16 protein-coding genes and 1 pseudogene are annotated in these 14,878 nt (G+C 61.4%); 8 read left to right on the top strand and 9 right to left on the bottom strand.

The features are described 5' to 3' along the window. Positions 1-264: 264 nt before the first annotated feature. Positions 265-429, bottom strand: a pseudogene (locus tag ACTD9P_RS26960) (acyl carrier protein); the annotation flags it as partial. Between the two features lie 294 nt (positions 430-723). Between ACTD9P_RS26960 and ACTD9P_RS26955 the strand changes: the two are divergent. Together ACTD9P_RS26955 and ACTD9P_RS26950 are read left to right on the top strand one after the other, a co-directional pair. Then, positions 724-1,032: a DUF3077 domain-containing protein gene (locus tag ACTD9P_RS26955; protein ID WP_285678621.1), complete on the top strand. Its 309-nt coding sequence runs from the start codon at positions 724-726 to the stop codon at positions 1,030-1,032. 111 nt (positions 1,033-1,143) lie between these two features. Then, complete coding sequence (locus ACTD9P_RS26950; protein ID WP_438870054.1) at positions 1,144-1,422, top strand: DUF3077 domain-containing protein; 279 nt, start codon at positions 1,144-1,146, stop codon at positions 1,420-1,422. Between the two features lie 141 nt (positions 1,423-1,563). On the opposite strand, the gene ACTD9P_RS26945 is transcribed toward ACTD9P_RS26950, so the two are convergent. The 3 genes from ACTD9P_RS26945 to ACTD9P_RS26935 form a co-directional block, all read right to left on the bottom strand. Then, on the bottom strand, positions 1,564-2,175 hold the full coding sequence (locus ACTD9P_RS26945; protein WP_099547600.1) for a 3'-5' exonuclease: 612 nt from the start codon (positions 2,173-2,175) through the stop codon (positions 1,564-1,566). A gap of 42 nt (positions 2,176-2,217) precedes the next feature. Next, on the bottom strand, positions 2,218-2,694 hold the full coding sequence (locus tag ACTD9P_RS26940) for a LabA-like NYN domain-containing protein (protein WP_017139349.1): 477 nt from the start codon (positions 2,692-2,694) through the stop codon (positions 2,218-2,220). Between the two features lie 118 nt (positions 2,695-2,812). Beyond that, positions 2,813-3,586: a DUF2076 domain-containing protein gene (locus ACTD9P_RS26935; RefSeq protein WP_438870053.1), complete on the bottom strand. Its 774-nt coding sequence runs from the start codon at positions 3,584-3,586 to the stop codon at positions 2,813-2,815. A gap of 180 nt (positions 3,587-3,766) precedes the next feature. On the opposite strand from ACTD9P_RS26935, the gene ACTD9P_RS26930 reads away from it, so the two are divergent. Together ACTD9P_RS26930 and ACTD9P_RS26925 are read left to right on the top strand one after the other, a co-directional pair. Continuing rightward, entirely contained in the window at positions 3,767-4,426 is a 660-nt protein-coding gene (locus ACTD9P_RS26930; RefSeq protein WP_138813722.1) for a YciC family protein, read from the top strand. A 41-nt stretch (positions 4,427-4,467) separates the two neighbouring features. Continuing rightward, the gene (locus ACTD9P_RS26925) at positions 4,468-5,556 is read left to right on the top strand and encodes an endonuclease/exonuclease/phosphatase family protein (protein ID WP_438870052.1); all 1,089 of its coding nucleotides are present in this window, start codon (positions 4,468-4,470) and stop codon (positions 5,554-5,556) included. Positions 5,557-5,680: 124 nt separating this feature from the next. Here the strand turns inward: ACTD9P_RS26925 and hrpB are convergent, their stop codons facing one another. Beyond that, positions 5,681-8,188 carry an ATP-dependent helicase HrpB gene (gene hrpB / locus ACTD9P_RS26920; protein WP_438870051.1) on the bottom strand — a complete coding sequence of 836 codons (2,508 nt, stop codon included), beginning with the start codon at positions 8,186-8,188 and terminating at the stop codon, positions 5,681-5,683. Positions 8,189-8,441: 253 nt separating this feature from the next. Between hrpB and pmcY the strand changes: the two genes are divergently transcribed. Continuing rightward, the gene (gene pmcY / locus ACTD9P_RS26915) at positions 8,442-8,861 is read left to right on the top strand and encodes a periplasmic Zn2+ metallochaperone PmcY (RefSeq protein WP_138813719.1); all 420 of its coding nucleotides are present in this window, start codon (positions 8,442-8,444) and stop codon (positions 8,859-8,861) included. Positions 8,862-8,869: 8 nt separating this feature from the next. Continuing rightward, positions 8,870-9,775 carry a cation diffusion facilitator family transporter gene (locus ACTD9P_RS26910; RefSeq protein ID WP_438870050.1) on the top strand — a complete coding sequence of 302 codons (906 nt, stop codon included), beginning with the start codon at positions 8,870-8,872 and terminating at the stop codon, positions 9,773-9,775. A 36-nt stretch (positions 9,776-9,811) separates the two neighbouring features. Here the strand turns inward: ACTD9P_RS26910 and ACTD9P_RS26905 are convergent, their stop codons facing one another. Then, complete coding sequence (locus tag ACTD9P_RS26905; protein ID WP_438870049.1) at positions 9,812-10,867, bottom strand: DUF6515 family protein; 1,056 nt, start codon at positions 10,865-10,867, stop codon at positions 9,812-9,814. 432 nt (positions 10,868-11,299) lie between these two features. Between ACTD9P_RS26905 and ACTD9P_RS26900 the strand changes: the two genes are divergently transcribed. Further along, a complete protein-coding gene (locus ACTD9P_RS26900) occupies positions 11,300-11,779 on the top strand; it encodes an Lrp/AsnC family transcriptional regulator (protein WP_003194418.1) in 480 nt (159 codons plus the stop codon). A 45-nt stretch (positions 11,780-11,824) separates the two neighbouring features. Here the strand turns inward: ACTD9P_RS26900 and ACTD9P_RS26895 are convergent, their stop codons facing one another. Further along, complete coding sequence (locus ACTD9P_RS26895; protein WP_078739244.1) at positions 11,825-12,091, bottom strand: hypothetical protein; 267 nt, start codon at positions 12,089-12,091, stop codon at positions 11,825-11,827. 267 nt (positions 12,092-12,358) lie between these two features. Here ACTD9P_RS26895 and ACTD9P_RS26890 point away from each other — a divergent pair, with 267 nt between their 5' ends. Further along, a complete protein-coding gene (locus ACTD9P_RS26890; protein WP_025999909.1) occupies positions 12,359-12,568 on the top strand; it encodes a DUF2788 domain-containing protein in 210 nt (69 codons plus the stop codon). Here the strand turns inward: ACTD9P_RS26890 and ACTD9P_RS26885 are convergent. Together ACTD9P_RS26885 and amn are read right to left on the bottom strand one after the other, a co-directional pair. Continuing rightward, the gene (locus tag ACTD9P_RS26885) at positions 12,563-13,198 is read right to left on the bottom strand and encodes a pseudouridine synthase (protein WP_438870048.1); all 636 of its coding nucleotides are present in this window, start codon (positions 13,196-13,198) and stop codon (positions 12,563-12,565) included. The two genes, ACTD9P_RS26890 and ACTD9P_RS26885, sit on opposite strands and share 6 nt — an antisense overlap. Before the next feature lie 71 nt (positions 13,199-13,269). Next, complete coding sequence (gene amn / locus ACTD9P_RS26880; protein ID WP_162238864.1) at positions 13,270-14,742, bottom strand: AMP nucleosidase; 1,473 nt, start codon at positions 14,740-14,742, stop codon at positions 13,270-13,272. Between the last annotated feature and the right edge of the window lie 136 nt (positions 14,743-14,878).

Genomic DNA, 14,878 nt, shown 5'->3' with positions numbered 1-14,878 from the left:
CTCTCTTATACGTGGTCACAGCTAGCTGTGCCGACAATGACTCCACGCCGATACCGTGCAGGCCACTCTCCCACTCGGGTGCTGGCACACCAGTGCTGGTTACGGCCTTTGCCCCGCCCGCGTTCTTAACCTTACGATGAACCAGTTTGATGCGCGACAGCGCTACATCGAAGAGGTGGCGGGGCCTCCCACATTTGACCGAGTCGCCAGGGCTGGATGCGATCTACTGTGGGAGCTGGCTTGCCTGCGATGGCGTCAGTTGCTTCACCGAAGGCTTGAGCGCTGAACAATCAAATCGACAATCTGCTTAATGGTCGTGATGTGATCCCAGTCTTCCTGAGTCGCTTGCAGGTTGAACTGCCACTTAATCTGCATAACGAAGCACGTCAAATCTTCATCAATGATCTTGAAGTCATGGATGAAATCCGTCGATCGTTCCCACGCTCTGCGTGGGAATGCAGCCCAGGACGCTCTGCGTCCGCTCTTGAGGCCGTGACGCGGAGCGTCACAGGAGGCATTCCCACGCGGAGCGTGGGAACGAGCAATATTTCAGTGGCCAGCAGGACTGTTCTCTTTCATTTGCGGGACATTTCCGAGCGCCATTTCATGCCTTGTTCCGGCTGAATTCGGCCGCTAGTCTTCCCCATGTCATCGGCCCTTCGATGACCGGAAGTGCAAGCCGAAATTGGCGGGAGAGCGAGTTACAAGTGCCGGAGAATCAACATGGTCAAAGCAACCTCTGCCTCAACTACTACCCCGACGGACTTCCTCAGCGAAGACGCCCTCCTCAACCGCCGAGCCATCGACTACTACCTCAAAGCATCCGCCCCGGACGCGCCCAACTTTGTGCTCAATGACAACCTGAGCTTCGAAGACGCCCTCGCCCATGCGGCCGACCTGCTGCATTGCGCGGTGGAGACGGTGAATGTGTCGGGGGAGACGCTCAGCACCCAGCAGCGGGCGGTGATGCATTTGGTGGGGATGGCCAAAGGTGTGGTGGATCGGGCGTTGGAGTGTGTGCAGCCTCGATGAGCCAGCCGCCGATCGTTCCCACGCTCTGCGTGGGAATGCAGCCCAGGACGCTCCGCGTCCGCTCTTGAGGTCGTGACGCGGAGCGTCACAGGAGGCATTCCCACGCGGAGCGTGGGAACGAGCAAAAAGTGGTGGCTGATACACCGCTATCGCCGAGCCATCGACTACTACCTCAAGGCATCCGCCCCGGACGCGCCCAACTTTGTGCTCAATGACAACCTGAGCTTCGAAGACGCCCTCGCCCATGCGGCCGACTTGCTGCATTGCGCGGTGGAGACGGTGAATGTGTCGGGGGAAACGCTCAGCACCCAGCAGCGGGCGGTGATGCATTTGGTGGGGATGGCCAAAGGTGTGGTGGATCGGGCGTTGGAGTGTGTGCAGCCTCGATGAGCACCGCATAACCCAATGTGGGAGCGGGCTTGCTCGCGAAGGCGGTGGGTCAGTCAATATATTCGGCGACTGACACATTGCATTCGCGAGCAAGCCCGCTCCCACATTTTGAGCTTCAGTGTTCTTGGAATTGGGGTTGGGTTAGAACCCGCGGTGCTTCTTCAGGTGTTCGTTGATCTTCGCCGCCGGCACTTTCTGCAAAGTACACAGCAAATCGTGGGACAGTTCGCGCAAGCCGTGGGTGCCGCGCAGTTCCTGGGCCAGGTGCGCGGTGAGGTTGGCCGCCATCTCCGCATCCGCCATCGCCCGGTGAGCCTTGCCGGTGTGGGGCAGTTGGGCGAGTGCGTTCAGCGTGCCGAGCTTGTGGTTGGGTGCCGACGGCATCAGGCGGCGGGCCAACAGCAGCGAGCAGGCGAATTTTTGCAGGCGGGTGCGGCGGATCAGGCCCAGTTCAAAGTCCCAGAACCTCTGGTCGAACGCGGCGTTGTGCGCCAGCAGCGGCGTAGTGCCGACAAATTCATTTACTTCATTCATCACCCGCTCAGCCGGTGGCGCGCTGCGCAGCATGGCGTTGCTGATGCCGGTGAGTTGCTCGATAAAGCCCGGCACGCGTACGCCGGCATTCATCAGGCTCTGGTAGCGGTCCACGATTTGGCCGCGCTCGAGGATAACCACCGCGATTTCCGTGGCCCGGCAGTGGCTGCTCGGGGTGATGCCGGTGGTTTCAAAGTCGATGACCGCTATACGTTCCAAACCTGTTCCAACTCCGTCTAACGATTGATTAAGCCTGAGCGCTTATTTAAGCAGCAGCGCGCCTTCGATGGGCACGTAGCGGCTGGCGGCGCGTATCAGCGAGTTGGCCGTCAGCCCCGGCACGCCGTAGGCCACGGCTTCAACGCCGTGCTTTTGGATGATGCGTTCGAGCAGCATGTCGAAATCACCGTCGCCGGAAGCCAGTACCACTTCGTCGACGTGGTCGGCGGCATCCATGATGTCCAGGGTGATGCCCACGTCCCAGTCGCCCTTGGCCGAGCCGTCGGCGCGCTGGATGTAGGGTTTGAGTTTTACCGTAAAGCCCAGGTTGCGCAGGATCTGCTGGAATTGCTGCTGCTTGCTGTCGCCACGGTCGATGGCATAGGCATACGCCTCGACGATCTGCCCGCGCGAGCTGATGTCCGCCCACAGCGCCGCGTAGTTGAAGTGGCAACCGTAAGCCTGGCGCACGGTGTAGTAGAGGTTTTGCACATCGGCGAACACTGCAATTTTTTTCACCGCACTTCCTCATGACAGCCAGGCGCTACGGCCCGGAAAGGTTGCCAGTATGCCAGCCATGGGAAAGTTTCAGCGAAAAATCAGCCCGGGGCGACGAAGCGCCCCGGTTGAAGGTGGGTCAGACGAAGGAGTCGTCGTCGCCGAAGGAGGAGGAATCGTCGGAGTAGTCGCTGTCTGCGAAGCTGTCGGATGAGTTGTCATTGCCCCAGCTGTCGTTACCGGCAAACTTCTGGTCGTCATTGCCCCAGTTGCCATTGTCGCTGGCCGGTGCCGGTTCTTCGCGGATGATTTCTTCCACCACCTGCGGCTGCTGCGAGTTGTGGCTGAACAGGCTGCTGATGCCTTCGGCCAGCATCACACCACCGGCCACACCGGCGGCGGTTTTCAGCGCGCCACCAAGGAAGCCACTGCCGATAGGCGCGGCAGGGGCTTGCTGCGGCTGTTGATAATTCTGCTGTGGCGCAGCGTAATTTTGCTGTTGCGGTGCAGGCTGGCCGAAAGACGACCGCGCCGGTTCACGCCAGCCGCCACCGGAGGAAGGCGGAGCACTTTGTGCCGGCTGCGAGTCGCGGGAACTGCTGCCACCAAAGATGCTCGAGAGGAAGCCGCCACTGCTCGGCGCCGGTTGCGCGGCCTGAGACTTGGCCTGTTGCAGCTCATCCTGCAATTGCTGGATCTGCTGCGCCTGTTGCTTGTTCTGCGCGTCGAGGCTCTTGATCGCGTGTTCTTGCACCAGGATCGACTGGGTCATGTAGTACCCGGCGGCCGGTTGGCGAGTCATGTGCTCCTTGATCCGCGCTTCGGCCAGGGCGTCGCGGGGGGCTGAGTCCGTTTCGGCTTGTTGCAACCGTGAAAACAGTCCATCGATCAGGGTTTGCTCTTCGCTGTTCATGGCGACCTCGTTAGATTGCCGGTAGAAATCATGGGCCCGCCTGTGATCAGGCAAGCTACAGCCTAGTTATGGGGGTGTTACCAGACGTTTCAATGGTCTTTACGCAAGGTTTACGTTTGCTTACCTCTCGTCATGATCGGTTAAAGTGTTGGCCTTGCTTTTAGGCCTGTGACGAACCTGATGAATCCGTTAGACGTATTGCGCGACTCCCTCCGTTTCACCCAACGCAACCTGGGCGCCATCGTCCAGCTGTGCCTGCCGTTGGTGATCCTCGAAGCCCTGCTGCAACAGGTGCTCGACCACACACTGGGCCCGGATGCGTTTCCCGGTTATAGCGTGGTCGTCGGGTTGTTGGTGTACCCGCTGTACACCGGCGCCCTGATCCTGTTTCTGGATGCGCGCACCCGGGGTGAGTCGCCCAGTACTAAAGACGTGTGGGCCATGGCCCTGGCCATGTGGCCGCGTTTCGCCCTGCTCACGGCGGTCAGCACCTTGCTGATTCTGCTGGGGCTGTCGCTGTACTTCCTGCCGGGCCTGTGGCTGATGGTGGTGCTGGCGTTTGCCGAGTACCTGCTGGTGCTGCGCGGCATGTCGGCACTGGAGGCGATGAAGGAAAGTTTCCGCCTGACCCGTGGGCATTTCTGGCGAATCCTGGTGTGCCTGCTGTGCGTAATGACGCCGTTGTGGCTGCTCAAAGGCGCGAGCGTGGCGGCCTATCCGAACCCTGCGCCGCTGCTGGGCGTACTGATCGACAGCGCCCACAGCTTCCTGCAACTGTTTACCAGCGTGGTGCTTTTCCGATTGTTTATGTTGATCGGTGGCGATGCCGACGCGCGGTGATATGCTCCGTGCCACCTCTGATAACGCTATAAGCCGAGCCAATGACCCGTTTATTGCGCATCACCCTGTTGAGCCTGTTGATCATCGCAGGCCTGCTTGCGGCCCTGATCTACAGCCTGACCTGGCGCCCCGTCGACAAGCAGACCCTGCCCGTCAGCTGCGTCGCGCCACGTGCACCGACCTTGCTGCCGGGGCAGGCGCTCAAGGTCATGACCTGGAACGTGCAATACCTGGCCGGCAAGAACTATGTGTTCTGGTACGACAGCCCCGACGGCAAAGGCCCGGATGAGCGCCCTACGGTAGAAGACATGGCCTTCAGCCTGGACGAAGTGGCGCGGGTGATTCGCGACGAACAGCCCGACATCCTGTTGTTGCAGGAGCTCGATGAAGGCGCCAAGTCCTCTCACTATCAGGACCAGGTGGCGTTGCTCCAGGAACGCTTGGTCGACCTCTACCCGTGCAGCGCCCAGGCTTTCGACTGGAAAGCCGACTTCGTGCCCAACCTGCATATCTTCGGCAGCGTCGGCCGCAAGCTCGTCACGCTGAGCCGCTACCAGATCGAACACGCCGAGCGCCTGCAACTGCCGGTGTCGCCGGCCAACTTCATCAGCCGCCAGTTCCAACCCAAGCCGGCATTGCTGCTGACTTACCTGCCGCTGAGCGATGGTGGCCAACTGGCCGTGCTCAACACCCGCCTGGATGGTGATAAACCTGGGCGTTCGGCGGTGCAGGAGCAGGCCAAGGCCACGGTCAAGTTGTTGGATAAGTTCGAAGGCCGTGGCACGCCATGGTTGATTGGCGGGGATTTCAACTTGCTGCCGCTGGGGCAATTCCTGCGCCTGGACGCAGGCAAGCGCGGGCAGTATTCGCCGGACAGCGAGCTGCATTTGTTGTGGGATAAATACCCGATGATCCCGAGTAACAGTGAATCCAGTGGGATTGATCGGGCGAAGTGGCTGACACACTTCCCCAATGACCCGAGCGTGGATGGGCCGGATCGGACGTTGGATTATTTGTTCTACAGCCCACGGATCAAGCGGGTGGAGGCCAAGGTGCGGCAGGAGGACACACTGCGTATCTCCAACCACCTGCCAGTGATCGCGCGGTTCCTGCTGCCTGCTGCGCAATAACCCACACCACAGCACCCCATGTGGGAGCGGGCTTGCTCGCGAAGGCGGTGTGTCAGTCAGCATGTATCAACTGAACCACCGCTTTCGCGAGCAAGCCCGCTCCCACATTGGATCTTCATATCACCTACTTTCGGGGTTTGATTCTGGCAGTGGGTTCGGCCACCAAGGGGTCATCCGGCCAATAGTGCTTGGGGTATCTTCCCTTCAAATCCTTCTTCACTTCGGCATAGGTACTGCGCCAGAAGTTCGCCAGATCCTGCGTCACCTGCACCGGCCGGCGTGCCGGGGACAGCAGGTGCAGCTTGACCACTTGGCGCCCGCCGGCAATGCGCGGTGTGTCCGCCAGCCCGAACAATTCCTGCAGGCGCACCGCCAGAATCGGCGGCTGTTCGCTGTAGTCCAAGCGCACCGATGAGCCCGAAGGCACCTTCACATGCTGTGGCGCCAGCTCGTCCAGGCGCTGGGGCAGCGGCCAGGGCAGCAGGTTGTGCAGGAAGCTGGAAATATCCAAATTAGAAAAGTGGCTCAGGCGCGAGACTTTGCCCAGGTAGGGCATCAGCCAATGCTCCAAATCGGCCAGCAAGGCTTTGTCGCTCATATCCGGCCATTCGCTGGTTTTGCCAGCGTCCAACTGGCGCAGCAGCATGACGCGCGCCTGCCACTGGCGCAGTTCGGGCGTCCACGGCAGCAGCTCCAGGCCTTTGCGGCGCACTAGGTTCACCAACGCCTGGCTGCGCGCGGACTCATCCAGCCCGGTAAGCGGTTCGCGGCTGAGCACCAGTTCACCGACCTTGCGCTGGCGTTCGGCGCGCAGCACGCCTTCGCGCTCATCCCAATCAAGCTGGTCGACCGTGCGCACTTGCTCGGCCAGCACGCTGTCGAACAGCGCCGGGTCAAAATCCGCCGCCAGGTAGATGCGTTCTTCGCGCTGGCCCTGGCGGCTGCCAAGGTCGGCGATCACCAGCCAAGGTTGTTTCATCAGGCTGTCGGCCTCGGCGAACAGCGCGGCGCGGCCATTGGCCAGGCGATATTCGGCGCCACCAGGGCGACGTTGCTGGGCGACGCGGTCCGGATAAGCCAACGCCAATAAGGCGCCGAGCCAGCGCGGGTGGTCGGGGTCGGCCACCGCTTGAGTCGGCTGGCCGCGCAAGTAGCCCCGGTACTGACGGGCCAGTTGCTTGGCGCGCTGCACGCCGCCCTGGGTGCCACGCGCGCGTTCTTCGCCGGACATCAATGCCAGGCGGCTGTGCAAATCCGCACCGCCACCGCGCAAGATATCGCGCTCTCCCAACAAGGCCGCCACCTCACAGGCGGTCGCGGCCAGCCCCAAGTCCTGCCCGCGCAGCAACAGGTGGGCAATGCGTGGGTGCGCGGGCAACTCCGCCATTTTCTGGCCATGGGCGGTGAGTGTGTCGTCGTTCAACGCACCCAGGCGCACCAGCAAATCCTGGGCCTGGGCATAGGCGGCGGTCGGCGGCACATCCAGCCACACCAGTTGCGTGGGCGTAACGCCCCAGCGCGCCAGTTGCAAGGCGAGGCCCGCCAGGTCGGCGGCGAGGATTTCCGCGCTGCCATAGGCGGCCAAACCTTCGTGCTGGTCTTCGGACCACAAGCGATAACACACGCCCGGCTCCAACCGCCCTGCCCGACCGGCTCGCTGGGTGGCGCTGGCGCGGGAGATGCGCTGGGTGTCGAGGCGGGTCATGCCGCTGCCGGGGTCGAAACGCGGCACCCGCGCCAGCCCGGCATCGATCACCACACGCACGCCATTGATGGTCAGGCTGGTCTCGGCAATGTTGGTGGCCAGCACCACTTTGCGCTTGCCGGCGGGCGCCGGGTCGATGGCGGCGCGCTGGGCGTTGAGATCGAGTTCGCCATGCAGCGGGCACAGCAGCACATCAGGGCGATCACCCAAGGCGTCGGCCAGTTGTTGATTGACCCGACGAATCTCGGCCTGCCCCGGCAGAAACACCAGAATGCTGCCCGTTTGGTCCTGCACCGCGTCGAGGACGGTCTGCACCACACGCGGCTCGATAAATTCACCGGCCTGGTATGGCCGCCCCCAGCGCATCTGCACCGGGAACATGCGCCCTTCGCTGCGCAGGATCGGCGCGTCGCCCAGCAGACCCGCCAGGCGCTCGCCTTCGAGGGTGGCGGACATCAGCAGGATTTTCAGCGGTTGCTCGTCACGAAACAGCTCGCGGCCGTTGAGGCTCAGGGCCAGTGCCAGGTCGGCGTCGAGGCTGCGTTCGTGGTATTCGTCGAAGATCAGCAGGCCCACGCCATCCAGCGCCGGATCGTCTTGCAGACGGCGCGTGAGAATGCCTTCGGTGACCACTTCGATGCGGGTATTGGGGCCGACTTTGCTGTCCAGTCGGATGCGGTAGCCAACGGTTTCACCGACTTTTTCACCCAGCTCACTGGCCAGGCGTTCGGCCGCCGCTCGCGCGGCGAGGCGCCGAGGTTCGAGCATCAGGATGGTTTGCCCGGCCAGCCAAGGCTCATTCAATAAAGCCAAGGGCACGCGGGTGGTTTTACCGGCACCGGGCGGCGCTTCGAGCACGGCTTCATGGCGACTCGCCAAGGCGTCACGCAGGGCGGGTAAAACATCATCAATCGGCAACGAATTCATACTGGCTCCAAAGCAGAGCGGCGAGTATAACGGCGAACTGGCGGATGCCGGTGATGGTCTCAAAAACACCCTCCGGCCCCCTTGGGAACACGGTTAAATTTGGGAGCGGGCTTGCTCGCGAATGCAGTCTGTCAGTTGATATATATGTTGATTGACTCACCGCATTCGCGAGCAAGCCCGCTCCCACATTTGAGCATCGTCGCCTGGTAGATCTGGCTTATAGTCACCTTTCACAAGTGTTCAGGAGCATTTTATGCGTATCGCTTCCCGTGTCATCGGCGGTGTCCTCGCCGTCACCCTGCTCAGCCAACTGACGGCCTGCGGCTCGATTTTCTACCCGGACCGTCGTGGCCAGATCGACGGCAAGATCGACCCGGCCATTGCCGTGCTCGACGCCGTGGGCCTGCTGTTTTATGTAATCCCGGGCCTGATCGCCTTTGGCGTGGACTTCGCCACCGGCGCCATCTACTACGAACCGGGCAAGACCGCCCAGGTTGCACCCGAGAAGCTGCACGAAGCCATCGGCGCCGACGGCAAGGTCGACAACGCCAAACTGCAAACCATCATTGAAAAGGAAACCGGCCGCCGCCTGCCGCTGGATGACCCGCGCATGATCCAGTTCAAGGGCAGCGTGCAACAGCTCGCGTCCCTGGGCCTGCAACCCGCCGCTTAAGGATTCGTATGACCAGCAGCCCCGAACACGCCAGGCTCCTGCGCCTGGCCACCCGCGCCTCGGTGGGCGTGGCCTGTGCGCTGATTATCACCAAGGCGATCGCCTGGTGGTTCAGTGGCTCGGTGAGCATGCTCGCCGGGTTGACCGACTCGCTGCTCGACGGCGTGACTTCGCTGCTGAACCTGCTGGCGGTGCATTACGCGCTGCGCCCAGCCGATGACGATCACCGTTATGGGCATGGCAAGGCCGAATCGCTGTCGGGCATGGCCCAGGCGTTGTTTATCGCCGGCAGTGCGGTGTTGATTGCATTCCAGGCGTACCAGCGTTTGCAGCACCCGGAACCGGTTGGCGCGCCGTGGCTGAGCATTGGCGTCATCGTGTTTTCGCTGCTGATGACCGTGGCGCTGCTGATGCTGCAACACCGGGTGATCCGCGAAACCGGCTCCAACGCCGTGCGCGCCGACTCACTGCACTACCGCTCCGACTTGATGCTCAACGGCAGCATTCTGGTGGCACTGGTGTTGGCAGGGTTTGGTTTTCATCAGGTGGATGCGTGGTTTGGCCTCGGCATTGCCGCTTATATCCTGTGGAGCGCGATCCAGATCGCCCGCGAGAGCTTTGCCGTGTTGATGGATGAGGAACTGCCGCCGGATGTCAGCCAGCACATGCTGGAGTTGGCGCGCAATGTACCGGGCGTGCTGGGTGCGCATGATTTGCGCACGCGCATTTCCGGCAGCCACTGGTTTGTGCAGTTGCATTTGGAATTGCCGGGGGAATTGACCCTGTCAGTGGCCCACGGCATCAGCGACCAGGCCGCCGATGCCATTCACAAGGCTTACCCGCGTGCCGAAGTGCTGGTGCATGCGGATCCTGTGGATCAGCTGCAAGCTGCAAGCTTCAAGCCTCAAGTTTGAAGCTCACCGCTTGAAGCTTGAAGCTTGCCGCTGCATCTACTGCACCTGATAGCCGCGACTGGTCAGGCAGTTGCCCTGGGCCTGGCGATAGGTTTGCACCACCGCCGGGTCCGGGGCGTAGGTGACGGTGCGTGGGTCGAAACCGCTTTGCTGCACCGCCCAGCGATAACAGTCGTAGCCGTCCTGCTGTACCTGTGCCGGGGACTGGCCGTTGGCCGGGTAGGCCACCACGTCATAACCGTTGCCTTGCGGCGCGGGTTGTGGCGCCGGCACTTCGGTGGGCGGTTGCACCACCACGTATTGCTGGGTGGCATTCTCATAGGTGTAGTAAGAACCCGCCGCGAGGAAGAACAGCGCGCTGCCCACCCACACTTCCCGTGCGTAGTCCGGCAGGTATTGCACCCGGATGCCATAGGGCGGCGTTACCACCACGTAGCGCGGGCCTTGCGGGCGATACCAGTAGCCGCCGGAGAAGAAGTAATCCTGGCCACGGTAAGGCACACGGTAGTTGCGGTCGGGGAAACGGTCGACCATGTAACCGGGGCGATACTGCGGGCCTGGCCCCCAGCCGTTGCCGTGCCCTGAAGGGCGACCCGGCCAGCGGTTGTCGTTGGGGTGACCATTATTAAAGCCGCCACCAGGACGTGGGCCAGGGCCATTGCCTGCTTGCCAATGCTGGTTGCCATCATTGCGGCGCGGGATGTCCTGATAGTAGCCCTGGCGGGGTTCCTGGGTTTGGCGCACGGTGTCCGGGCGGCCCTGTATCGGCAGGTTGTTCGCCGGCTGCGGCGCCGGCCGCGGTTGCTCGTTATTTTGCGGGCGACCTTGCCACTGCCCACCGCCGTGCTGCTGTTGCTCGGCGCGATCAAAGTGCGGGTTCTGTGGCCGTGGCTGGTTGTTTTCGGGACGCGGTTGAGTGTTCTGCGGGCGCGGCTGGTTATTTTGCGGGCGCCCTTGTTCGTTACCGCGCCCGCCTTCCGGGCCTCTTTCATGCTGACCACCGCCTTCATAGCGCGGGTCATCGGCCATTACCTGCGTGCCGACGCTCACCATCAGCAAACCTACACCTGCCATACGCCAGATGCGCTTCATGCTATTCCTCACTGCGGGTTGGGGCCTGGAGTGTCCGGCCTTACTGCATGAGACTGGAAAAGCCTCACCCGGTTCTGAGACAGGTTATCAGTCACAAGAAGAATTTTCTTAAGGCAAAAGAAAAGAGGTGACCCGTCGGCCACCCCTTGAGAATTTCGTCCTGGCTCAACGCTTTTGACGTTGGCTCACCTCACGCCGTCTTGTGGACAGTGTGCAGCCTGGAGGCCGGCTCAACCCTGCTGGGGCGGCGGCCGCAGCAGGCCTGATTGGGCGAGCTGCAGTGGACTGTTGTCCAGGCGGTGATTCTGTTGATAAAGATACAGGCCAACGCCCGACAGATGATTGCGAAGATTGCGTCAATAAACAGTGCTTGCGCAATTTTTAACCCTTCATAGATAATTCACCGCAATAGTTACGACAAAGGCCAACCCAATGAGCAAGCTTGACCGATACGACCTGAGTATTTTGGCGGAATTGCAGCGCGACGCGAGGATCTCCAACCAGGAGTTGGCCGAACGCATCGGCCTGTCGCCGTCGCCGTGCTCACGCCGGGTCAAGCAATTGGAAGACGACGGCTACATCGCACGCCAGGTCGCGCTGCTCGACCGCAAGATGCTCGGCTTGAGCCTTACAGCCTATGTGCTGATCGGCATGGACCGTCATACGCCTGAGCGTTTCGAGAATTTCGAAGCGGCGATCCGCACCCTGCCGCAAGTACTGGAATGCAGTTTGGTCACCGGGATGGACGCGGACTATCAGTTGAAAGTGGTGGTGCCGGACATGGACCACTATCAAAAATTGCTGCTGGGGCATTTGACGCGGATTGAAGGCGTGACCAGCGTAAGGTCGAGCTTTGTGCTCAACCAGGTGCTCAACAGCACCGAGCTGCCGTTGACGCACCTGCGTACCTGAGTGCCGACTCACCGTAAAGCGAACGCCGACGATATCAGGCAGGACTTAGGTATGCCCTCCTACCTGTAAGATGGTTACCGTACGGGTAGCCGTATCCACCAGGAACGTCGCGCGTTCGGAACCAGATAGACGAATTTGGTACTGATCCGAGGTTCCTAACCTTTTGTAATCGGCGCTGCCGAGCATTTGAGCCGCGTCTCTTGGGTGAATGCCCAAGTTATGAATCGCATTCTGGAAGGTATCAAAGTTGTTCTGTGCCGCGCGGGGAAGATGGGCGGTAAACGACGCGGTGACTTTATTCAGGTGCCACATTGGGTTGTGCTCCTATGACGTGCCTTGCATCCAACGAACATTGAAGTTGACGCGGCTTTTCGATAGGCCAACTCAATAGCGTTAAACGCTGCGCACTGCACTGTTTTGATGACTTCAATAAAACAGCGCCACAGGCTTTTTTATTCCACGGCTTTCACACTTTTGCTTCTGCTTTCGTGTGCGACTGACCGACGCAGGTCAATTCCAGGTCGATGCCACTGCCCTATACTCGCTGTCTCCTGCGCCGGAAAAAACCCTATGAACAACATCGACCCCGCCCTCTTTGAAGAATGGATGATGACCGGCCTGGTCACGATCCTGATCATCTTCATGGGCTTTATCGTCTGGGACCTGGCGAAAAAATCCAAGGCCGGGCGCTTTGGGTCGTTCATCCTGTTTTTTGTGCTGGGCCTGGGTGTGGCCGCGTTCATCATCAAGAGCGTGGTAATCGGCCTGATCGAGTCCGGCGCTTTATAAACGCGCCGGCACTGCCTTCCATTGGCCTTGATCGAGGCCATCAATCGACCAGTCACCGATACGCACACGCACCAGGCGCAAGGTCGGCAAGCCCACCGCAGCGGTCATGCGCCGCACCTGGCGGTTACGCCCCTCACGGATTACCAGCTCCAGCCAGTGCGTCGGCACGCTTTTGCGAAAGCGCACCGGCGGGTTGCGTGGCCACAATTCGGGTTCGTCCAACTGCCGCGCTTCGGCGGGCAAGGTTATGCCGTCATTCAGCTCGACGCCGTCACGCAGGCGTTGCAGCTGCTCTTCGGTGGGCTCGCCTTCAACTTGCACCCAGTAGGTTTTCGCCAGTTTGTGCTTGGGGTCGGCAATGCGCGCCTGTAGCTGGCCGTCGTTGGTCAGCAACAGCAGGCCTTCGCTGTCACGGTCCAGGCGCCCGGCCGGGTAGATGCCGGGGATGTCGATAAAATCCTTGAGGGTCGCGCGCCCGCCTTCGTCGCTGAACTGGGTCAGCACGTCGAAGGGTTTATTGAACAGGATCAACTTCGGCTCGGCCGGTGGCGCCTTGGCGACACGCCGCGTTGCGGAGTACGGAGGTTTCACGCCAGGGCGGCGCGAATCGGGGCGGGCAGGACGGGACATGGCAAAGGAACATCTAACGGTCAGGACCGACAATGCTAGTGGCCTGACCGCTAAATGACCATCCCAACCGCTTAGCGGAACGGCGGCTCGTCGAAGCTGCGCAGTTTGCGCGAGTGCAGCGAGTTGAGTTCGGTGCGCAACAAATCCACCGCCTCGATGCCGATTTTCAAGTGCTGACTGACCGCACGCTCATAAAACGCGTTGGCCGAACCCGGCAGCTTGATCTCGCTGTGCAGCGGCTTGTCCGACACGCACAGCAAGGTGCCGTACGGAACCCGCAAACGGTAGCCCTGGGCCGCGATGGTGCCGCTTTCCATGTCCACCGCCACAGCGCGAGACAGGTTGATCAGTGGCCGCTCTTGCGCCCAGCGCAGTTCCCAGTTGCGGTCGTCGTAGGTCAGCACAGTGCCGGTGCGCAGGCGTTTTTTCAGCTCTTCGCCTTTTTCGCCGGTGACGTTGGCAGCGGCTTGCTGCAAGGCCATCTGCACTTCGGCCAGGGCCGGGATCGGGATGTTCGGCGGCACCACGCGGTCGAGAATCCCGTCGCGGCGCATGTAAGCGTGAGCCAATACGTAGTCGCCGATGGTCTGGGATTGGCGCAGGCCACCGCAGTGGCCGATCATCAGCCAGCAATGCGGGCGCAGCACGGCCAGGTGGTCGGTGATGTTCTTGGCGTTGGACGGGCCAACGCCGATGTTCACCAGGGTCACGCCGTGGCCATCAGTGGCTTGCAGGTGATAGGCCGGCATCTGGTAGCGGTGCCACACCACGCCTGCGGCAATGGCCGAGGCTTCGCCGTGGTCCATGCTCTTGTCGATGATCACGTTGCCCGGCAGCACCATGCGGATAAACCGCGGGTCGCTGCGCAGTTGCTCCAGGCCATGCAGGATGAACTGGTCAACATAACGGTGGTAGTTGGTCAGCAGGATCCACGGCTGCACATGGCGCCAGTCGCTGCCGGTGTAATGCACCAGGCGGCGCAGGGAAAAGTCCACGCGCGCTGCATCGAACAGCGCCAGCGGCAACGGGTCGGTGTTTTCCCAGTCGTAGAGGCCATCGGCAATGCCGTCGGTGGCGGCGGACAAGTCGGTGCTGGGGAACACACGGGCGAGGGTCGCGGCGGTAACGCCGGAGCCAGCCAGTTCATCACCCTGCTCCACCACATACGGGTATGGAATATTCTGCTGGCTGACGCCGACTTCCACGGTCACGGTGAAGTCGTGCATCAACGGCACCAGTTGCTCCAGCAGGTACTTACGGAACGCCGCCGGATGGGTGACGGTCACGCTGTAGGTTCCCGGCAATTGCACCTTGGCGTAAGCGCGGGTGGTCTGTGGGACTTCGCCGTGGCAATGGTAGGTCAGGCGCAGTTCCGGGTAGCGAAACTGGGCACGTTGTTCGGCGTCAGGTTCGACGCGGTCCTTGAGGTATTGCTTGAGGGCTTGGTTAAGCGCGCCGGTGGCACGCTCATGCAGAGCCGCCAGCCGGTCCACGGCTTCTTCGGCGGTTTGAACGACAACAAAAGCTTCGGTCACGGTAAGCATCCTGTGTTCTGACTTGCAGGCCTTTATCTTGCCTGTATCCCTGAGCCACGGAAACTCTGAATTGGAATCGAATCAATGTGGGAGCGGGCTTGCTCGCGAAGGCGGTGGGTCAGTCGACATCTACATTGACTGACAC

The organism is Pseudomonas onubensis, from assembly GCF_965653655.1.
In the GTDB taxonomy this organism is placed as follows: domain Bacteria; phylum Pseudomonadota; class Gammaproteobacteria; order Pseudomonadales; family Pseudomonadaceae; genus Aquipseudomonas.
Note: the sequence above shows the minus strand (reverse complement) of the source record. Positions and strands in the feature narration are given on the sequence as shown.

Excerpts from the sequence above, each read along its gene's own strand:
- ACTD9P_RS26955 (WP_285678621.1), top strand. The coding sequence starts at position 724 with ATGGTCAAAGCAACCTCTGCCTCAACTACTACCCCGACGGACTTCCTC.
- ACTD9P_RS26935 (WP_438870053.1), bottom strand. The coding sequence starts at position 3,586 with ATGAACAGCGAAGAGCAAACCCTGATCGATGGACTGTTTTCACGGTTG.
- ACTD9P_RS26930 (WP_138813722.1), top strand. The coding sequence starts at position 3,767 with ATGAATCCGTTAGACGTATTGCGCGACTCCCTCCGTTTCACCCAACGC.
- ACTD9P_RS26925 (WP_438870052.1), top strand. The coding sequence starts at position 4,468 with ATGACCCGTTTATTGCGCATCACCCTGTTGAGCCTGTTGATCATCGCA.
- hrpB (WP_438870051.1), bottom strand. The coding sequence starts at position 8,188 with ATGAATTCGTTGCCGATTGATGATGTTTTACCCGCCCTGCGTGACGCC.
- pmcY (WP_138813719.1), top strand. The coding sequence starts at position 8,442 with ATGCGTATCGCTTCCCGTGTCATCGGCGGTGTCCTCGCCGTCACCCTG.
- ACTD9P_RS26910 (WP_438870050.1), top strand. The coding sequence starts at position 8,870 with ATGACCAGCAGCCCCGAACACGCCAGGCTCCTGCGCCTGGCCACCCGC.
- ACTD9P_RS26905 (WP_438870049.1), bottom strand. The coding sequence starts at position 10,867 with ATGAAGCGCATCTGGCGTATGGCAGGTGTAGGTTTGCTGATGGTGAGC.
- ACTD9P_RS26900 (WP_003194418.1), top strand. The coding sequence starts at position 11,300 with ATGAGCAAGCTTGACCGATACGACCTGAGTATTTTGGCGGAATTGCAG.
- ACTD9P_RS26895 (WP_078739244.1), bottom strand. The coding sequence starts at position 12,091 with ATGTGGCACCTGAATAAAGTCACCGCGTCGTTTACCGCCCATCTTCCC.
- ACTD9P_RS26885 (WP_438870048.1), bottom strand. The coding sequence starts at position 13,198 with ATGTCCCGTCCTGCCCGCCCCGATTCGCGCCGCCCTGGCGTGAAACCT.
- amn (WP_162238864.1), bottom strand. The coding sequence starts at position 14,742 with ATGCTTACCGTGACCGAAGCTTTTGTTGTCGTTCAAACCGCCGAAGAA.